This window comes from Pantoea sp. sgz302252, assembly GCF_042610525.1.
Lineage (GTDB): Bacteria > Pseudomonadota > Gammaproteobacteria > Enterobacterales > Enterobacteriaceae > Erwinia.
On record NZ_JBHDVM010000001.1, the window covers coordinates 726833 to 746491 of the forward strand.

17 protein-coding genes are annotated in these 19659 nt (G+C 50.9%); 9 read left to right on the forward strand and 8 right to left on the reverse strand.

Going from position 1 to position 19659, the window contains the following annotated elements:
• Positions 1-8: 8 nt before the first annotated feature.
• From ACETPC_RS03240 to ACETPC_RS03250, 3 genes are all read left to right on the forward strand, one after another.
• Positions 9-1097, forward strand: a complete 1089-nt coding sequence (locus tag ACETPC_RS03240) for a tartrate dehydrogenase (protein ID WP_380178532.1) — start codon at positions 9-11, stop codon at positions 1095-1097.
• 159 nt (positions 1098-1256) lie between these two features.
• Positions 1257-3341: a TonB-dependent receptor gene (locus tag ACETPC_RS03245; protein ID WP_380178534.1), complete on the forward strand. Its 2085-nt coding sequence runs from the start codon at positions 1257-1259 to the stop codon at positions 3339-3341.
• Between the two features lie 110 nt (positions 3342-3451).
• Positions 3452-4399, forward strand: coding sequence for an Rpn family recombination-promoting nuclease/putative transposase (locus ACETPC_RS03250; RefSeq protein WP_380178536.1), 948 nt, complete (start codon positions 3452-3454; stop codon positions 4397-4399).
• Between the two features lie 47 nt (positions 4400-4446).
• On the opposite strand, the gene ACETPC_RS03255 is transcribed toward ACETPC_RS03250, so the two are convergent.
• The 3 genes from ACETPC_RS03255 to ACETPC_RS03265 form a co-directional block, all read right to left on the reverse strand.
• Positions 4447-5205, reverse strand: coding sequence for an HPP family protein (locus ACETPC_RS03255; protein WP_380178538.1), 759 nt, complete (start codon positions 5203-5205; stop codon positions 4447-4449).
• 419 nt (positions 5206-5624) lie between these two features.
• Entirely contained in the window at positions 5625-6197 is a 573-nt protein-coding gene (locus ACETPC_RS03260) for a C40 family peptidase (RefSeq protein ID WP_380178540.1), read from the reverse strand.
• A 154-nt stretch (positions 6198-6351) separates the two neighbouring features.
• Complete coding sequence (locus ACETPC_RS03265; protein ID WP_380178542.1) at positions 6352-7023, reverse strand: haloacid dehalogenase type II; 672 nt, start codon at positions 7021-7023, stop codon at positions 6352-6354.
• A 217-nt stretch (positions 7024-7240) separates the two neighbouring features.
• Between ACETPC_RS03265 and ACETPC_RS03270 the strand changes: the two genes are divergently transcribed.
• The 3 genes from ACETPC_RS03270 (at position 7241) to ACETPC_RS03280 (ending at position 9271) form a co-directional block, all read left to right on the forward strand.
• On the forward strand, positions 7241-8269 hold the full coding sequence (locus ACETPC_RS03270; RefSeq protein ID WP_380178544.1) for a tyrosine-type recombinase/integrase: 1029 nt from the start codon (positions 7241-7243) through the stop codon (positions 8267-8269).
• Positions 8270-8546: 277 nt separating this feature from the next.
• Positions 8547-8903, forward strand: coding sequence for a tlde1 domain-containing protein (locus ACETPC_RS03275; RefSeq protein WP_380178545.1), 357 nt, complete (start codon positions 8547-8549; stop codon positions 8901-8903).
• A complete protein-coding gene (locus ACETPC_RS03280; RefSeq protein WP_380178547.1) occupies positions 8903-9271 on the forward strand; it encodes a hypothetical protein in 369 nt (122 codons plus the stop codon). The genes ACETPC_RS03275 and ACETPC_RS03280 overlap by 1 nt, the downstream gene beginning before the upstream one ends.
• 45 nt (positions 9272-9316) lie before the next feature.
• Here ACETPC_RS03280 and ACETPC_RS03285 read toward each other — a convergent pair whose 3' ends face one another.
• Positions 9317-10255 (reverse strand): ABC transporter substrate-binding protein, encoded by a 939-nt coding sequence (locus ACETPC_RS03285; RefSeq protein ID WP_380178548.1) that lies wholly within the window; start codon positions 10253-10255, stop codon positions 9317-9319.
• 1170 nt (positions 10256-11425) lie between these two features.
• Between ACETPC_RS03285 and ACETPC_RS03290 the strand changes: the two genes are divergently transcribed.
• Complete coding sequence (locus tag ACETPC_RS03290) at positions 11426-12481, forward strand: glycosyltransferase family 32 protein (RefSeq protein ID WP_380178550.1); 1056 nt, start codon at positions 11426-11428, stop codon at positions 12479-12481.
• A gap of 741 nt (positions 12482-13222) precedes the next feature.
• Here ACETPC_RS03290 and ACETPC_RS03295 read toward each other — a convergent pair.
• Positions 13223-14245: an LLM class flavin-dependent oxidoreductase gene (locus ACETPC_RS03295; protein WP_380178552.1), complete on the reverse strand. Its 1023-nt coding sequence runs from the start codon at positions 14243-14245 to the stop codon at positions 13223-13225.
• Positions 14246-14342: 97 nt separating this feature from the next.
• On the reverse strand, positions 14343-14687 hold the full coding sequence (locus ACETPC_RS03300; protein ID WP_380178855.1) for a cupin domain-containing protein: 345 nt from the start codon (positions 14685-14687) through the stop codon (positions 14343-14345).
• Positions 14688-14946: 259 nt separating this feature from the next.
• Here ACETPC_RS03300 and ACETPC_RS03305 point away from each other — a divergent pair, with 259 nt between their 5' ends.
• Together ACETPC_RS03305 and ACETPC_RS03310 are read left to right on the forward strand one after the other, a co-directional pair.
• Positions 14947-16278 carry an amidohydrolase family protein gene (locus ACETPC_RS03305; protein WP_380178554.1) on the forward strand — a complete coding sequence of 444 codons (1332 nt, stop codon included), beginning with the start codon at positions 14947-14949 and terminating at the stop codon, positions 16276-16278.
• 119 nt (positions 16279-16397) lie between these two features.
• On the forward strand, positions 16398-17186 hold the full coding sequence (locus tag ACETPC_RS03310) for an OBAP family protein (RefSeq protein WP_380178556.1): 789 nt from the start codon (positions 16398-16400) through the stop codon (positions 17184-17186).
• 48 nt (positions 17187-17234) lie between these two features.
• Here ACETPC_RS03310 and ACETPC_RS03315 read toward each other — a convergent pair whose 3' ends face one another.
• Both ACETPC_RS03315 and ACETPC_RS03320 read right to left on the reverse strand, forming a co-directional pair.
• Positions 17235-18197: a UV damage endonuclease UvsE gene (locus ACETPC_RS03315; protein WP_380178558.1), complete on the reverse strand. Its 963-nt coding sequence runs from the start codon at positions 18195-18197 to the stop codon at positions 17235-17237.
• Between the two features lie 151 nt (positions 18198-18348).
• A complete protein-coding gene (locus ACETPC_RS03320; protein WP_380178560.1) occupies positions 18349-19659 on the reverse strand; it encodes a c-type cytochrome in 1311 nt (436 codons plus the stop codon).

A 19659-nucleotide genomic window follows, 5' to 3' on the forward strand; every position in this document is an offset into this window, starting at 1 on the left:
AGATTACTATGCGTAACTATGCGATTGCTGCTATTCCTGCCGATGGTATCGGCCCTGAAGTGATTTCAGCGGGTATTGAAGTCCTGCGCGCGCTGGAGCGCCAGGACAGCCAGCTTAATTTTCATATTGAAACTTTCGACTGGGGTTCCGATTACTATCTGCAACATGGCGTAATGATGCCGGAGGATGGCCTGAAAACGCTTAAGGCGTTTGACGCTATCTTTTTTGGCGCAGTCGGCGCGCCAAACGTGCCGGATCATATTACGCTGTGGGGACTGCGGCTGCCGATTTGCCAGGGTTTCGATCAGTATGCCAACGTGCGACCTACCAAAATTCTGCCGGGCATTACTCCGCCATTGCGTAACTGTGGGCCTGGCGATCTGGATTGGGCGATCGTTCGCGAAAACTCAGAAGGCGAATATTCCGGCAACGGCGGCCGTACGCATCGTGGTTTGCCAGAAGAAGTCGGCACAGAACTGGCGATTTTCACTCGCGTAGGGGTAACGCGTATTATGCGCTATGCCTTTAAGCTGGCGCAGTCACGACCACGCAAGCTGCTCACTGTGGTAACTAAATCTAACGCTCAGCGTCACGGCATGGTGATGTGGGATGAAATTGCCGCCGAGGTCGCTCAGGAGTTTCCTGATGTCACCTGGGATAAAATGCTGGTTGATGCCATGACTCATCGCATGACGCTGCATCCGCAAACGCTGGATACCATAGTAGCGACGAATCTGCATGCTGATATTCTTTCCGACCTGGCCGGCGCGCTGGCTGGAAGCCTGGGCGTCGCGCCGACGGCCAATATCGATCCGGAACGTCGCTTCCCTTCTATGTTCGAACCTATTCACGGTTCAGCCTTTGATATTACCGGCAAAGGTATCGCTAATCCGATCGCCACTTTCTGGACTGCTGCACAGATGCTGGAACATTTGGGTGAGCATCAGGCAGCCTCGCTGATTATGCAGGGTATTGATGATGCCTGTGGCAAAGGCATTTTGACGCCGGACGTTGGCGGTAAAGCGAATACAGCGGAAGTTACGCGCGCCGTGGTTGAGTTTATCGAAGCAAAAATTGCCGTAGTGGAAACGGTCTGAGTGTACGGCGGCGGCCGCGCTGTTTGACGGTCGCTGTCGCTGGCTCTTATTGATAACGAAAATCATTATAATATCTATTATCGTTTACGAAGCGTTTAGACTTTGCTGTTTATTGTTTCCGACTGTTAACAATAGCAACGTTAAAACGGAAAAATAACAGTGAAAATCAATGCCATAACCTTCGCGCTTCTCTCTTCGCTTACCGCTACCGCTTTCGCTCAGGACGAGATGGTGGTGACCGCCAGCGGCTATGAACAGAAGCTGACCCATGCGCCTGCTTCCGTCTCGCTGATTGGCGAAAAAGAGCTGCAGCAGAAAAATTATACCGATCTGGGCCAGGCGCTGAGCGGCGTGGAAGGCGTTGATGTGCGCAGCGGTACGGGTAAAACCGGTGGCCTGGATATCAGCATTCGCGGGATGCCCGGCAGCTATACGCTGATCCTAATCGACGGCGTGCGCCAGAATGCCAGTTCGGATGCGACGCCGAACGGTTTCGATACGCTGAATACCGCAATGATGCCGCCGCTCTCCGCTATCGATCATATCGAGGTGATCCGTGGCCCTATGTCCACGCTATACGGATCCGATGCTATGGGCGGCGTAATCAATATCATTACCAAAAAGAATACGGAAGCCTGGCACGGCGGCGTTAATCTTTCCCATTCGGTGCAGGAGCACAGTAAATGGGGCGACGGCACCACGCTCGGCTTTAATACCAGCGGACCGTTAATTGATAAAAAATTAAGTCTCGCTCTGCGCGGCAATATTCAGCATACCCAGGGCTCCAGCGTTACCAGTCTCAGCGACAGCGGCAGCAATACGCGTATTCCTTATCCCACTAAAACGGAAAATTACAGCCTGGGTGGCCGCCTCAACTACCAGACCAGCGAGAAAAATACGCTGTGGATCGATGGTGAAACCGCGCGTCAGACTTACGACAACCGCGATGGTCAACTCGGCCCGATCGGCACCAGCGGCGGCGGCTATCGCGATGAACTGCGCTACCAGCGTGACAAAGTGGTGATCGGTCATGATACGGATTTGAGCTTTGGCCGCTGGAGCTCCAGTCTTTCATGGGCGCAGACGCAAAACAAAGGCCGGGTGTTAACGCCGCGTACTCTGTCACAAGCTAATCAAAACCTCAGTGGCAGCGATCGCGAGCTGAAAAATACCAATACCATTCTGGATACCAGCCTGGTTGCGCCGCTGAGTGAAGATCATCTCTTGCAGGTGGGCGGACAATACTGGGATGCACGCCTGAAAGATGGCATCGTGCTGGCCAACAGCGGCGAGACTTTTCAGCAGCAAACCTGGGCGCTGTTTGCGGAAGATGACTGGCAGCTGCTCGATCCTCTCTCGCTAACCTGGGGCGCCCGCTATGAAAAACATGACAGTTTCAGCGGCCATATCAGCCCGCGCGCCTATCTTGTCTGGAGCGTTAATGATGACTGGACGGTGAAAGGCGGTGTCAGCACCGGCTATAAAACCCCTTCGCTTAGCCAGTTGCATAATGGCGTCAGCGGCGTGGCTGGTAACGGCCTGGTTTCCACTGTTGGCAATCCCAACCTGAAACCAGAAACCAGCGTTAACTATGAAACCGGCCTCTATTATGAAAATGATGGCGTCAAGGCTAACCTGACCGGCTTTATCAACAATTTCCGCAACGCGATTGAATCGGAAACGATCGATGATTCAACCTATTCTTATCGTAACGTAGGCAAGGCCGTTACTCAGGGCATTGAAGTAGCCAGCGCTTTCCCGCTGCTGACAGATGTCACGCTGAACCTGAACTATACCTATACCAACAGCCGCCAGCGCGGCGGCGATAACCCTGGCGCCCCGCTGACCAATACGCCGCGGCAGATGGCTAACGCTCGTCTTAACTGGAACGTAACTGAGGATTTCAGCACCTGGCTGGCAGCGGAATATCACGGCAAAACAGTACGTAATACTACCAGCTATAGTAATTTGAGCGCGATTCAGAAAGCGGTTGTGGACGATCGCGGCGCTTACCTGAAGGCCTGGACGGTAGTTAACCTTGGCGCTTCGCTGAAGCTGACGCCACAGCTCACGCTGAACGGCACCGTGAATAACGTGCTGGATAAAGATTTCTCTAAGGTGGCGCTCTACCGGGCAGGCAACAGTTCCGTCTACGCCGGTGATTACTTCCAGACGCTGGCTTCAACCACGGGTTATGTCACACCTGGCCGTAATTACTGGCTGTCGCTTAACTACGCTTTCTGAGTGCTGGCAAGCTCGTTGTTATTTTTGTGAAGCTTATGGAGTTTATATCCAAATAATTCCTATAAAATCCTTTTCGGACAAAAATTAATCTGAAAAGGATTGGCAAAGCCATGAACGCAAGGAAAGCGAGGCGCGGTAAACACCGCGTGACCACGCCGCATGATGCGGCTTTCAAACAGTGTTTGAGCCACCCACAGACCGCCCGGGATTTTATGGAATTGCATTTACCGGCGCGCTTGCAGAAGCTATGCGATTTCACGACGCTTAGCCTGGAATCAGGTAGTTTTATTGAAGATGATCTGCGCGCTTACTTCAGTGACGTACTCTATAGCGTGAAAACTTCGCAAGGCGATGGTTTTATTTATGTATTGATTGAGCATCAGTCCTCGCCGGATCGCCATATGGGTTTTCGCCTGCTCCGTTATGCTATTGGCGCTATGCAGCGCCATCTTGATGCTGGTTACGAAAAGCTGCCGCTGGTGATCCCGGTTTTATTTTACGCCGGCAAGCGCAGCCCCTACCCTTATCCGGTTCGCTGGCTCGATGAATTCGACAATCCGGAGCTGGCCGCGGAGCTTTACAACCGGCAGTTTCCCCTGGTTGACGTAACCGTTATTCCCGATGAAGAAATAATGAACCATCGCAGCATGGCAGCGTTAACATTGCTGCAAAAGCACATCTACCAGCGGGATATGGCCAGCTTAATGAACAAGCTGGTTGCTATTTTGCAAAAAGAGGAGATGACGGGACAGCAACTCTCGTCGCTGATAAACTATCTTGTGCTGGCTGGCGAAACCGCTGAGCCAGCCGCTTTTGTTCATGAACTGGCACGGCGAGTGCCGCAGCACAAGGAGAAGCTGATGACTATAGCGCAATATTTTGAGCAGAAAGGCCTGAAGACAGGCATTGAGCAAGGCATTGAACAGGGTAAGGAAAAAGGCCGCCTTGAGGGAAAAAGAGAAATGGCGGAAAATCTGCTTTCGCTGGGCGTACCGCTTGATTCCGTTCTGAAAGCAAGCGGATTGAGAGAAGAAGAGCTGGCGCAGCCCCACCATTAATAAGCGATAGCGGAGGCCTCAACTGGCTGCCTCCGCTATGAGGCACATTAGTTTTTGCCGTTAAGCAGCGCTTGCTGCGCCAGGATATTTCCTGCCTGACGGGCCTGGGCAATATTTTCTGCCTGCTGCAAAACTTCCTGTAAATCTTCTTCGTCGATATCCAGAAATTCGCCTTTCATCAGCGCCTGATGCAGATCCTGCCGCGAAATCGCTACCTGCATCTGCACCTCTTTTGGCTGCGGTTCAATGGCCGCCAGTGGATGGGGGTAGCGGCGCCCGCACAGGTTATTGAAGAGGATCGCCACAACGGTCAGCGCAACGGAATTGAGCAGCACCGGCGCAAACGCAAAATGATAACCACTCATCCCCTGCGCATGGCCGCTCAGTACCGTAGTCAAGGCTATTGCGCCGCCGGGCGGATGCAGGCAACGTAATTTAAACATCAGCACAATTGATAAACCTACGGCAAGCGCCGCGCCGATAACGGGCTGCTCAATATAATGCACTACGGTCAGGCCGGTGATGGCCGCAACGAAGTTGCCGCCGATAACTGCCCAGGGCTGCGCCAGCGGACTATTGGGCGCGGCGAAAAGCAGCACGGCGGAAGCGCCCATTGGCGCAATCAGGGCAATGTTTACCCCGCCCAGCACCCAGTGGCTGAAGAGGCTGGTTACCAACAGGCCAATGCTGGCCCCCAACCCTGAGATTAAAATTTGTCGCGGAGCCGCCGCCAGCGGACGCGGCCAGAATCTTTTTATAAAGGCGGCCAGCCGGGTGCGCGGCGGCGCTGAACAAGGATCGATCATGCAGGTGATTTCTTATTAACAAAAATTCAGGAGTAAATAATCCCTGACTTTATCAGTAAAAACAACGCCGGGAGCGCCCGGCTCTTTCTGGAACAGTAGTTCAACAGGCCATAACAAGCTATCTGCAGACCTCTGACTTTATATAATGGGACTTATATAAAGTCAGAACAGGGCAGACAGCGCTTTCAGGCCGGTTTTGCCGTTGAAACAAACACTATGAATAGCGTGCGCTACGTAAATTCTGGTAGGCAGCCCCCCTGCAAAACCGCCAGAATTAACGTAGCGCGATCAAAATATATCAGGCATCTATGAGGAAAAGAGGAGAAAGAGAGATCGGATTGGGATAGAAGTCGTTTATCGCTGACGGCTTTACAATGCCGCCTGATCCCCATACAGGGAATCAGGCTGGCGGCCAGGCATTAATTTTTTGCCAGCACGTCCTTATCCTGCTGGTCGTAATTAAGGGAGATTTGCGCGCCCCGCTCCTTGGGTAACCTGCGGGCCTCCAGGAAAACAGATTTCCAGTAAACGTTATCCAGTGAAGAACGCATTACGCCACGGCTGGCCGAAGCATGGAGGAAGTAGCGATCGGTATCATAAAAACCAACATGCATCTGCCGATTAACCCGGAAAAAAACCAGGTCACCAGGCTGCAAATGTTCGGGTTGGATCCGTGTTCCCATATGAATTAGCTGGCTGGTAGTCACGCGCTTCATAGGCAGATTAAAGCGATCCCTGAGCGTACGCCAGACGAAACCTGAACAATCGACGCCGGAAAGTTCTGTGCCGCCCCACTGATAAGGTGTGCCTTCCCATGAATACATCTGATCGTGTAATGCCGCTATAACCGGAATAAGATCGGGTTCGCCAGCCTGGCTGGTCGTTTCGCCCGTTGCGCGATGTTTTGCCTCATCGGCTGTATGAGAGGAACAGCCCGCCAGCGTCATAAGCGCCAAAACCGTAAATACACGAAAGGAGGTTGAATATGGCATCTGTTCCCGTTGAATCCTGAATTTTAGCCCGGAAAGGGGTTAATTTTGGCTTAATATCATCGGTTCGTTAACGTTATAAAGCATTCATTTTTACTTAAATTTACAGCCTCTTATTGCATTCACCTGCTGAGACTAGTTTCCTTTCTTACCGGGGTTAATCCATGTCGATAATGCGCTGAGCAAGGGCCAGCAAATCTTTTTCCACTATGTCAGGCTGCCCACCAATGCTCAGGGCTGCATTCCCTGGCCGCGTAACCAGCGCGCCCTTCCATCCGCAGGCTATTGCGCCCAAAACATCCCAATTATGGGCCGCAATCAGTCGCAGGGATCTCGCCTCTTTTCCTAATACCTGCGCAACATGGGTGTAATTTTCAGGAGCGGGTTTAAATCGCTTAACCTCCTCAACTGAAAATTGCCGGGCAAAGAAGCGATCCAGACCCGATTGCGCCAGCGCTTGCTGGCCAGCCTCGGCTGATGAGTTGGTAAGCGTTACCATATGAAAACCTGCCGCGCTGAGCATTTCCAAAGCTGGCGCGGCATCCCGATGCGCCGGCAACGTCGCCATTCGCTGGCTGAATTCGGCAATATCGCGTTCAGAAAGTTGCATGCCTCTTATATCAGCAACCATTCGTAATACGGCTACTGCAAGCTCGCCAAAAGGGTGATAGTCGCCACTGAGAGTGAGTGACTGCGAATAGAGGATCAGTTCTGAAAACCACTGGCGCATAGCCTGCTGGTCATTAAATATCCGGCCGAAAATCGGATTTACTGCTTCTATATCCAGAAGCGTTTCATTAACGTCAAAAACAAGAACCTGGTCAGGCATGCTTAGCTCTCCTGCTATTTCAGGAGATAAGTGTAGACCCTGTTCAGGCTCCTGCTTTATTTTCGCAGGTGAAATTTTGTGCGCCTGTTATCCCGGCCTTATATAAAGTCAGGACAGCTATTCAAGCGGGCGGTAAGATGATGCCCTTATTTTATCGGATCGAGAAAAGCTATCGCCACCTGAAGCTTTTTCAGGCAGTGCGATGGGGACGTATTTTATGCAACAGCTAACGGCAGCAGACGCCTTTTTACCGACAATATCGGCGGATAAAGAGATAACGCAACGGTTAAAAGAGTTTGTTCAGGATAAGGAGGCTTTTTCCGCCAATACCTGGCGACAGCTGTTAAGCGTGATGCGCATCTGCTGGCAATGGGCAACGGAAAACCAGCGCCCTTTTCTGCCCATGGCTGCGGCCGATTTGCGTGATTACTTAACCTGGCTCCAGCTCTCCGGTCGCGCCTCTTCAACCATTGCCACCCATGCCTCTTTAATTGCCATGCTGCACCGTAATGCTGGAGTGGTTTCGCCTACGGTTTCTCCCATCGTTTTCCGCACAATAAAGAAAATTAACCGTTCAGCCGTGATCGCTGGTGAGCGTACCGGACAGGCGGTTCCATTTCGATTGACCGACTTGTTGGACATCGATAAACGTTGGTCGCAGGCGACACGCAAGCAGGAAACGCGTAACCTGGCATTTCTGCATGTGGCTTATGGTACGCTGCTGCGCCTTAGCGAACTGGCCCGTTTACGGGTTGGTGATATTACGCGTGCGGAGGACGGCCGCATTATTCTGGACGTAGGCTGGACAAAAACTATCGTTCAAACCGGCGGGCTGATTAAAGCTTTGAGCACCCTTTCCAGCCAGCGCCTGACTGAATGGATCAAGGTAGCGGGACTGGCGAGCGAACCGGACGCTTTTCTTTTCTGTCCGGTACACCGTTCCGATAAAGTCACTATTATCACGGAAAAACCACTGAGCACACCCGCCCTTGAGACTATTTTCACCCAGGCATGGCGGACAGTTGGGCCACAACAATCGGTGAAGGCAAACAAAAAACGTTATAGCGGCTGGAGCGGCCATAGCGCCCGTGTTGGCGCTGCACAGGATATGGCGAAACGGGGCTACAGCGTTGCCCAAATAATGCAGGAAGGAACCTGGAAAAAACCGGAAACCTTGATGCGCTATATCCGTAACGTCGATGCGCATCAGGGCGCAATGGTGGATTTGATGGAGCAAAGCTTCTGAACCTGGTACTGGATTAACGCGGTAATAAATCACCAGAACGTTGAAGCCGCGCTTTCTTCTTGCTGCCGCCATTCGCTGAGCTCTGGCTTATTGTTGAAGGCCTTGCTCCAGGGATTTCGCTCAGCCGCTACTACCAACATCAGATCAGCAGTCAGGCCCCCGTTCTTTAATTAACTTATTTCTCAGTCTGAATCTGTTATTAAATTACTTGCAAAAATAACAGGCATTGATGATTCTGTGTCGGCAGGAGAAATTGTTAAAATAAGGAGATTGCACTATGACATGGATTTATCACCAATATTCAGGCGAGCTCTATCATGACGATAAGCTTATCGATCGGGGATATAGCGGAAAAGGGTTCCATAAAAACAACCCCGCTTCAGAATCACTACACGGATTAGGCCCTATTCCTCGGGGACGCTATACCATAGGAAGTTACACTGATTCGAAAGGCCCTTTGACTATTATTCTGGAACCTTCAGGAGGAAATCAAATGTATGGCCGCGACGCTTTCCGTATACACGGGGACAGCAAAAAAGAACCGGGAAATGCTTCTGAAGGCTGTATTATCGTCGGGCGTCATGCCCGGCAGGAAATCGTGAGCTCAACCGACAGGGAGTTAGTGGTGCAATAATGAAAAAAATAATCTTAATCATGAGCTTGCTTGCGCCAGGCCTCTGTATGGCAAATACTGAGGCACTGGATTATTGCGCAACTGTAGAATCATGGGCAGCGCAGACAACGCTTCAGCAGGTCACGGCAAATCATAAAGAACTGAATACCCATCAGGCTACCGCTGTGTTACTACACAGATCGGCGTTAAAGGATGGTGATGCGCCTGTACTGCTGGGCGAGTGGGGGCAACTTTATACCCAAACTATCAAAATAACTATCCCTTTCTGGAGCGATAAAAAAAGTCCTCTGGTGGTTTTAGCCACCTCTATTATCTCTGCCGAAGAGTGTTCATTGAGTCAGCCTTCCTATGTGGAGATAGATCTATAAAAGGTTAGCGCTACGATTAATATCCGTAACGCCAACTGTAATAGCTTAATGCTTGCCGCTGGCAACCTCTATGCCACGATAGAAAGTGGGCTCGACTTTAAGAGGCTTCGCAATTAATCCCTGCTGCTGATAAAAATCCGCCGTTGCCTGCTGCTGCGCTACCGTTTGCGCATCAATGGTTTGCCAGTGCGCTTTTCTACGGCTGAAAGAGAGTTTTACTGCATCCTGAGGAAAGCCGATGATTTTTGCCAGCGTGGCCGAATAACCGTCGATATCCGCATAGGCCCGCTGTTCGGCCTGCGCCAGCAAATTAACATAGCTTTGCAGGGCTTTGCGTTTCGCGGGATTAGCAAGCGCGCTGTCCGTTGCCGCCAGGAAGCTGTTACCCGTGGTCAGCCCCCGCCCATTAACCAGCACGCGGCCCGTGCCGGAAGTTTCCGCCAGCGCGGTATAGGGATCCCAGGTTGCCCAGGCATCCACGGCACCGCTGGCCAGCGCAATTTTGGCGTCGCCGGGCGTCAGATAGCGAAAGCGCACTTCATCTGCTTTGATCCCGGCCTGCGCCAGCGCTTTTAAGGCGACAAAATGGCCGATCGAACCTCTTCCCGTGCCGATACTCCTACCTTTTAAATCGGCGGCGCTGCTTAGCGTAGAATCTTTACCGACTATCACAGCCGTTCCCACTGGATCGGACTTATCAACGGCAATAGCTTTCACCTGAGAACCGGCAGCTACCGAAAATAATAAAGGCGCATCGCCGATAATACCGACATCTACCGCACCCGCATTCAAGGCTTCCGCCAGCGGCGCGGCGGCGGGAAATTCTGCCCACTCGATTTTGAACGGCAGATTTTTAAGCAATCCTGAAGCTTCCAGCTGCGCGTGCATATTCCCTTTTTGATCGGCAATTCTTAAAGTAACGCTTTCACCGGCATGGCTCATTCCGCTAACTGCCAGCGTAACCAGCACTAATAAATTCTTCATCTCACCCATCCCCCGCTTTAAAAGAATAAAAAACTACTATGCAAAGCTTTCGTCTTTTTTGATCGCTATTTAATAGCCGCCCATCAACAATCAAGACATCTTATTGGTTTTTAACTTTCAGCGCAGGAGAATAGTTATAAGAATATCCACTTACTATTCCTTAATAATTTATTTGACCGAAAAACAGCTAAATCTCTTTAGCAGCCGGTTAAGTCATGTGCAATTGCACTATAAACAACCTGCAAGGCTCGAATAGCAGTTTTGTCCATAAAGCATCCAGTCTGGTTATGCTTAGCTCAATGTTATCCCATAATCATGACTTTTTAATATTACAATCAAACAGATAAGGTAAAAAACATGTAAGTTATCCAGTGGTCTTTTTTTTGACCAGGGGTGGCGCCCTTTGAGTCGGTTTATCCACAGAAAATGGGGATTACCTGTGTATAAAAAAGTATAAATCGGGCAATATTTACCTGCCGTTACGGTGAAACTCGTTAATTTTTATCGGAATCTTTGCGTAAAGACCGGGAACGGGCAAAAAGGCGGCGTCAGGCACGGCTGGCACCGGGTTTGGAAGCAAATAGTGAACGCTACAGGGCAAGATCAAAGCAGCCGTGGGCTGCTTTTTACGCTGTCCAGGAGCCACTGCCCAGGCTTTTACGGCCTGTTTTATAGTCACGATCGGTGACTCAAACCGGATTGATTAGGTGACCAGATACTATTGGATTAGGGGGATGATGCTTAGTGGAATGTAAAAAAACATATTCTATGTTTGACGCCTTTTTCAGTGGTCTCAGATGTCCTTTGATCGTCATTTCTGCAAACATAAAGCAAGAAGTGGCCGGGCATATATTCACAATTCCGCAACCATTGGAAATACTACATATTGCCGCTTACAAAAAACCACACCGTTTATATGTTTATCAGACCGATTATTTGTTATAACAGACGCCAGTTATCCAATAGTGGATTGGGGATACAAATTAGTGCGAATTTTTTGTTAGTCGCGGGCATCAACCAGCCAGTAGTCCCCTGATATCCAAATCAGAGCGCGCAAAAAGGCGGATAGCATCTTTACCGATAAGGCACCAGCCACGCCTCTCCGTTAAAGGATTAGCGTAAGAAGCATATGAAAAAGAGTTAATGCACCAATTGATACAGGTAAAAAGCATGAAGATCAGCAATTTCAGTGGATTATCCCCACTTCAAAACACCAGAGAAATTAATGAAAAACAAAGTCTAAAATCAAATTTAGCAGAAAACATGATCGGCATCAGACAAGGTAATGATGTTCCTTCATTAACAAGACAGGGAAACAGCTTAGCAACCAGCGCTAACAATATCCCAAAAGAAATTCATTATATATGGTTAGGTAAGGAGAAAATCTCCGACAGCGCAATACATAATATTATCAGCGCATCAAAAACCAACCCAGAGTATAACATCACGCTATGGTCAGATAATCCAGAAAAACTCAAAAACCAGATATTAAATAAAGGTTATAGCCAGGCTATATTTTCCAGAATTAACATAAAGCAGCCAAATTTATCAACAAAGGTTGCAGCTGCAATTAGTCGAGAATGTACTGATAACAATTTTAAAAACTATGCAGCAGCTTCAGACATCATGAGGCTGGCAGTATTGAAAGATTACGGTGGTATTTATATGGATGTAGATGTTGCCATGAAAGCACCGTTAGGTGATATAAAAGCGCAAAGGCAAAGCAGTACGGGTGAAATTGATTGCCTTATTTTTCAGGAGAAATCGGAAAGAGGCGTAAGATTTTCAAACGCTGTTATTGCGGCACCAAAAAATTCGAAGGGGATAGAAAAAATGCTCAATGCTGCGGTTGCGCCTTATGAGGGCATAGTGCCTGAAATGGGATGTGGAAAAACGGCAGGAAAAGGCGAGTTAACAAAGTTAATGAACGATTACTCCAGAGAAGGCCTGACTATCGATGATCTCATGTGGGAGGGAAAAAGGTCTGTTCCATTACTCAGGCATCTGGTGACAGTCTCTGCAACAGGCCCTGGCGTTGTGGCTTCTTACCTGGATGCAAGCGGCCTGTCAAAAAATCTGGTGAGGAATAAGTTAATAGAGGGGACCGAGAATTTTGGACAAATTTATACAGGGGGAAATTCCCCCATTGGGGAATGGAAGCAAGGCATGAATGCTGATGGCAAATGGGTTTTACCTGAGTCATCAAACAAAAGCTCAGAAATATAGTGATATTTTCTTCAACCTATATGGCATAACAAATAATTCACGCCGCTCCGGTCTTCAAAAATTTAACATTTTCCTGAAGCAGGTGATGCCTACTGTAAAAAGCCATTATTTAGTGAAAAACGATTAATAATGGCATAGATTTTTAATCTGAGTCACCCACCGATGCCGCTTTAACCAATCAAATATTGGCATGCTGATGTTGAGTACAGCCGAGCCCGTTCTGAGCGCAACGTCTGAGACAGGGTTTAGTCCCCTGCCCTTTCCATATGAACAGGGTTCACTCTATAAGGATCATCTTTCCTGCCTGACGATGTATGCACGGTGGCCTGAAGATAGGAAAGTTTTTATACTTATTGTATGTTGTAACTATTGAAAGTTAGACCAGGGCTTCTTTGATAACTTCTTCGATCCGAAAATGGCCAGAGAGCAATTAAGGTCAGGAAGTTTTTTTGGAGTAGCCTGGCTGTCAGTCTGTCCATGCGATGAAGACCTGACCAGAGGAAATCAGTCCCGAGGTGCATTCAGCCAGCTTAAAAAATGTGACAGCGTCACATTTGCGGGACCTTTCTGCTTGTGAACTAAACCTTAAAGCTGTCTTACAGCGCGCAGCAAACTTCTACCCGGCCTCATTATAGAAATAAAATGGCGGCGCTTTCTGGTAACAACGCCGCCACGTTTATCGGCGCAGAAATTTACTGCTGCGCCGGAAGCCTTCATTAAATAAACAGTTTGCCCGGACTCTTACCGCCAGCCCAATTCCGGCGCGACATACTTCAGAATTGCTTCCAGCACGTGCGCACAGTAATCCACGCCAAGCTGATTGGGAATGGTCAGCAATAGCGTATCCGCTTCGGCAATAGCTTCATCTTTTGCCAGCTGCGCAATCAGTTTTTCCGGCTCGGCGGCATAGCTACGCCCAAAAATGGCCCGCGTTTTTTCATCAAGGTAGCCGATTTGATCGCCGCCCTGCCCGCTGCTGCCAAACCAGGCGCGATCCTGATCGTTGACCAGCGCAAAAATACTGCGGCTGACCGACACACGCGGCTCACGCTGGTGACCAGCTTCCTGCCAGGCGGCGCGGTAGGCCCGGATCTGTTTTGCCTGCTGAATATGGAAAGGTTCGCCGGTCTCGTCATCCTTCAGCGTTGAGCTTTGCAGGTTCATGCCCAGCTTAGCCGCCCATACGGCGGTGGCATCTGAACCTGAACCCCACCAGATACGCTCGCGCAGCCCTTGTGAATAGGGTTCTGGCCGTAACAATCCAGGCGGATTAGGAAACATTGGCTGCGGATTTGGCTTGGCAAAGCCTTCACCTTTTAAAACTTCCAGCAGGGCTTCCGTATGACGACGACCCATATCGGCATCGCTTTCGCCTTCCTGCGGCCCGTAGCCAAAGTAGCGCCAGCCATCAATAACCTGCTCCGGCGAGCCGCGGCTGATACCGAGCTGTAAACGACCGCCACTGATTAAATCCGCCACGCCCGCGTCTTCTGCCATATAGAGTGGGTTTTCGTAGCGCATATCAATTACGCCAGTGCCGATCTCGATGTTTTTAGTCCGTGCTGCTACGGCGGCCAGCAGAGGAAAAGGCGCGCTGAGCTGACGGGCAAAGTGGTGGACGCGATAATAAGCGCCATCGGCACCCAGCTCTTCTGCCGCAACCGCCAGATCGATGGATTGTAGCAGCGCATCCGCCGCCGAACGCGTGGCCGACTGAGCCGAAGGCGTCCAGTGGCCGAAAGAAAGAAACCCAATTTTTTTCATAGCATGATGCCCTTTAACGACGCGCGTTGAAGCTGACATAGTAATGCCGAAGCGCCATATTGTCTGCCTTTGCTTGTTACATCCTGTTAGAGCGTCGTTAAAACTCCGCTGGTTCGCCGGGTAAAGGCTCCGACAGCGGCAGCCCTTCAGCACCCGCGTAGAAGATAATCAGCTCAGCCGCTTTTTCTGTGGTGTAGCCACGATGGATATCGCCAGTAGATTCATTCAGCGCTTCGCCAGCCCTTACCTGGTGCGTCCTGCCGCTCTCTTTGTCTTCAATAGTAAGCTCACCTGACAACAGATAAGCGATATTCGGCATCGGATGCGAGTGCCAGGGCAGCGATGAGTGCGGCGGTATATGCATTTTCATTACCGTAAGCTGGGGTTTGCCGTCTGGATAAGCGTTATAAGGCGTGCCGTTCCAGGCTTCACTGGTCTGCATCAGCTCGGTGGACTGAATATCTTCGGCAGGGGATTTTTGTTGCGTCAAAGGTTTCTCCTTAGAAATTAAGCATCTTCCTTTTTAAATTAGTCGAAAATTGCGCTGAGTACCGCTGAGCATTGTCCGAATAGAGCCGACCGGCATTAGATGTTCCTGCTTCTTTTGCCAGTTTTCCATCATTGCTGTCGGCCTGAATAAAGGACGTTCCGCACATTAACGACTATACGTTTACCTTTTACCGCCATTAATGGAGAAGCTTATGCGCTCTTCCCTTTTGTTTACCCTGCTTTGCTGCCTGCCATCTGTCCAGGCAGCGGAACGCCCTGCCGCATTGCTGATTAAAAACGGCTATCTAATCTCCATGCAGCCCGGCGTTGATGACGCAGCAAACAGCGATGTATTGATCCGCAATAATACCATTATTAAGACCGGCAAAAATCTCAGCGAAGCAGATGCAGAAGTGATCGACGCCAGCGGCAAATATATACTGCCGGGTTTTGTGGATGCTCACTCTCATCTGTGGATTACAACGCTGCGCGGCCAGTTTCGCAATAAAGACGGCGAATTTTCCCCGGTCAGCACTAAGCTTGGGGCTAAAATGCAGCCGCAGGATATCTATACTTCGATCTACAGCGGCGCTATTGAACTTCTCGCCGCAGGTATAACCGCCAGCGGCGATTTTTTCGATAATGTTCGCGGGCCAGCCTGGGGCGACGCCGGTTATAAAGCGTTAAGCGATTCGGGTATTCGCGCCATTATGTTTTATGGCGGCCCGGATAAAACCACTAAAACCCCTGTCGATCTGCAACATATGGGCAGCCTGTTAAAAAGTTCTTCGCCACGCGTATCGCTTGGGCTGGCGTGGCGGCTGCCGCGTGATATGCAAGACCAACAAAACTGGGCGATGCGCGATCGGGAATTTCGCTTTGCGCAGGAAAATCATCTGCCGGTGCAGGTTCACGTTAGCGGCAAGCCGGATGCCATGTTCAACGCCCTGATTGAACGTCACTATCTGACTCCTTTCGTCACGGTTATTCACGCCACCGATGCCAAACCTGCGCAGCTGGCGGCACTGGAAAAAGCGGGTGGCGGGCTGGCATTGACCCCGATTAGCGAGCAGCGCGTCGGCTATGGCCTGACGAGGATCGACCATTTCAACAACGTTAAGCGGCTCGGGTTGGGTCTGGACGGCAACGCGCTGGCAGGCAGTGCCGATATGTTCGCTACCATGCGGCTGGCGGCGCTGACACAAAGCGGCGCAACCAAAGATGAATCTCAGCCCGATCCTCACCGTTTATTAGAAATGGCAACGCTTGGCGGCGCACAGGCAATCGGCCTGGATAAAATTACCGGCAGTATTGCGCCAGGCAAGCGCGCCGATATTCAGATTATCGATCCGCAGGCGCTGAATATGAGCGGTTTTGGCGGCGGCGATCCCGCTGCGCTGATTGTTTATTCTGCCGGGCCGCAAAACGTCGATACGGTGATAGTCGATGGCCAAATCCTTAAACGTAACGGAAAAATGTTACATATCGACAGCGGCAAAGTTGTCAGCGAGGCCAACGCTTCAGCACGGCGGCTGCTGGAATAAGCAGCCTCTTCCATGGCATTTCTTATTATTATCATTGCGAAGCAGCCGTTTCCTGCCAGGCTTTTACTGACATTTTGTATCAGCATTAAACAATTTCAGACACTTTCAACAATGGAGTTATGATGAAAGGAACCCTGCCTCTGCTCGCCCTGCTGCTGTGTGGCTGCGGCGCTCATAATACGCCTTCTAACGTTACGGCACCCGGCGCGCCAACTTCTACAGAAAAGAAAGTCCTGGATACCGGCGCAGCAGCAATACAGTCACGACCGCCGATCGATGCCATCAACGCCTATCTGGACGGTTTTCATTTCTATAATGGCGACCACAATGGCCAGATGGAAGCGCATCACTATGTCACCATTCTAAATGACGATGTGATGCAGGCGGTGATTTATGACGGCAACACTAAAGATGCCAAACTGATGGGCGTGGAGTACATTATCAGCGAGCGGCTGTTTAAAACGCTGCCGCTGGAAGAGAAAAAGTACTGGCACAGCCATCAGTACGAGGTCAAATCGGGCACGCTCATCGCGCCAGGCTTGCCGCCGCTGGCGGAAAAAGCGCTGATGTCGCGCATCGTTAATACCTATGGCAAAACCTGGCATACCTGGCACACCGACCGCGATAAAACGCTGCCGCTTGGCATTCCGGCGCTGATGATGGGCTTTACCGCTGATGGCCAAATGGACCCGCGCCTGCTGATCGACAGGGATAAAAGGTTTGATGTGGATTCGAAAAAAATCCGCGCGGAACGCAAGGATATCGTGGCGCATCCGGTAGTCGCTGGCGCCAATGCCTGGGAGAAAGGCAATACGGTACAGCTGAAAAGCGTTAAGGGCGGCGGCGATATCGCGCATGGCGAAACTCGTTTTACCACTTCAGAACAGACGCGCAAAGGCAAGCTTTAGTGCTGGCAGCATGCGCTGGCGGTTGAAGGCAGCGCATGCTTTCTATTATTAACGCGTGCTTTTCCTGCTGTAGGTATACAGCTTGTCCCTGGCAAGGTTTTTCATCTTCACCTCGCACATGATATCGAACTCTTTAAAGGATAAAGCCCAGTCGTTAAGCGTATCGTTAAAATAGTAATCCGAATGGGCGCGCAGTTTGGTTTTAGGTACGCCTAATTCTTCCTGCTGGGGGAATCCCTGTTCAGGAATAATGCCTTCCTGCGAAATCGAATAGTGCAATACAGGACGAACGCCGCGCCAGGACTCAAGGATCTGCGCAATACGCGGATCGTCCGGCTTAATAAATTCGTTCTCTTTAACCCAGTAATGGTGAATATCCAGCACAATTGGGCAAAGTTCTTTTGCCTGCAGCACATCATCCAGCGAGCAGGAGATTTCATCGTTTTCTACCGTCAGCATGTTTTTTGCTTCCGGACTTAGTCGTGCAAAGGCGCTTTTAAAGCCTTCGAATCCCCCTTTGCCATTCATATGAATGTTGATTTTGAAATCCTGAAACGTTTTGCCGTAACCCATCAGTTTTGCGCATAGCGTGTGATATTCCACATCTTCAATCGCGCGCTCCACCACCAGCGGGTTATCGGAAGCCAGCACGGAATATTGGCCGGGATGGAAGGACAACCGGATATTATGCTTGCGGGCGAAATCACCGCATTTTGCAAAGTCTCCGTGCAGCTCCGGCAGATAATCCTGATAAAGTTCCCCGGCCTCCGGCACGGTGAATAAGGGCAGCAGATCGCTTCCCAGGCGCATCATGCGCAAGGCTTCCGGCTCTTTTGCCAGCGCTTCCAGAGTGAGATAAAGATTAGTTAAATTGTGCTGTGAAATTTCGCTAATCAGCGCCAGCCGCGCTGCTTTGTCCAGGCTTAAAAAACGGGTGCGCGTGGTGGCTCTTAGCGGAAAAGGCTGTTTTGCCTCGGCGTTAAAATATTTACAAGCAAAGCCCAGTTTCATGATTACTCCTGTTGAGACACCAGCTCTGAGTGTAACAACTCCCGGAGAATTGTGTGGCGAGGCACGAGCGAACGCGTGGTTTTTCAGCAACTTCTGGCAAGGCAGGCTATCTGGATAAACAGGGCGGCGCTACTGCGCCGCCTGTAGATTGTTAATGCTCTGGCATTTGGTCAGGCAGATTCAACACCTTACGCTTGCCCGCAACCTCTTCTGGTTTTACCGCCGAAGCCGCGTTGCCCCAGCTGTTACGCAGATAAGTTGCGGCGGCCGCGACCTGCTCATCGGAAAGTTTCCAGGCAAAAGCAGGCATGGCGCCGCTGGTAGGATTGCCCTGCGTTACCGCGCCGCGACCGCCCTGAAGGATGGTCGAGATAATGGAGGAAGCATCTTCCGCCTGCAGTCCCGGATTGCCTGCCAGCCCGGCAGCCAGGTTCGGGATGCCCTTACCGTCGCTATTGTGGCAGGCGGCGCAGTTGGCGGAATAGACGTTTTCACCCATCTTCATGATGCGGTCATCTGCCGCCAGCGGCTGCGGTTTTTGCGTGCCGGAGTCCGGCTGCGATTTTAGATAAGCCGCAATCGCGTGTAGATCGTCAGCGGTAAGATGCTGCGTCGAGTTGGTTACTGCTTCCGCCATCGGCCCGGAAGCAACTGCAACGTGGTTGCTGCCCAGCTTCAGATAATCAACGATCTGTTGCTCGCTCCAGCCGCCGATGCCGGTATAGCTGTTGGCGGTAATATCTGGCGCGTGCCATTCCGACAGGTTGCTCCCCTGAAGCCAGGCATCACGATCGCCGCCCAACATGTTTTTTGGCGTGTGGCAGGCGCCGCAGTGCTCAAGCCCTTCCACTAAGTAGGCGCCGCGATTCCACTCCGCGCTGCGGCTCATATCCGGCGTGAAACCGCTGTTTTTATAGAACAGCAGGTTCCAGCCCATCATTGCCAGGCGGATGTTATACGGAAAGCCAAGATTGGTTTCCGGCACCGCGTAATGCACCGGCTTCACTGAACGCATATACATCCAGAGGTCATGCATATCCTTATCGCTGACTTTGACATAGGCGTTGTAAGGCATCGCCGGATAGAGGTTTTCGCCCTCTTTGCCTTTACCGTGGCGCACGGCGCGGTAAAAGTCCCGTTCGGTCCAGTTACCAATGCCGGTTTCCTTATCCGGCGTGATATTACTGGCAAAAATGCCGCCGAATGGTGTGCTGATTGAGTAGCCGCCAGCAAAGGCGTTTTTGCTTTCAGGCGCGGTATGGCAGGCCACGCAGTCGCCAGCGATGGCGATATATTTTCCCCGCGCTACGGCTTCAGCATCCGCCGCGCCCGGCGGCTGGCTGGTCAGGATCTTATTGTCCGCCACGTCGTCCGCGCTGGTATCGCCATTCTGCCACAGCATACCGGCGGCCACCGCTGCGGCGATAAAAGCCACGCCGCCCAGAATTGTCGTCTTTTTCAT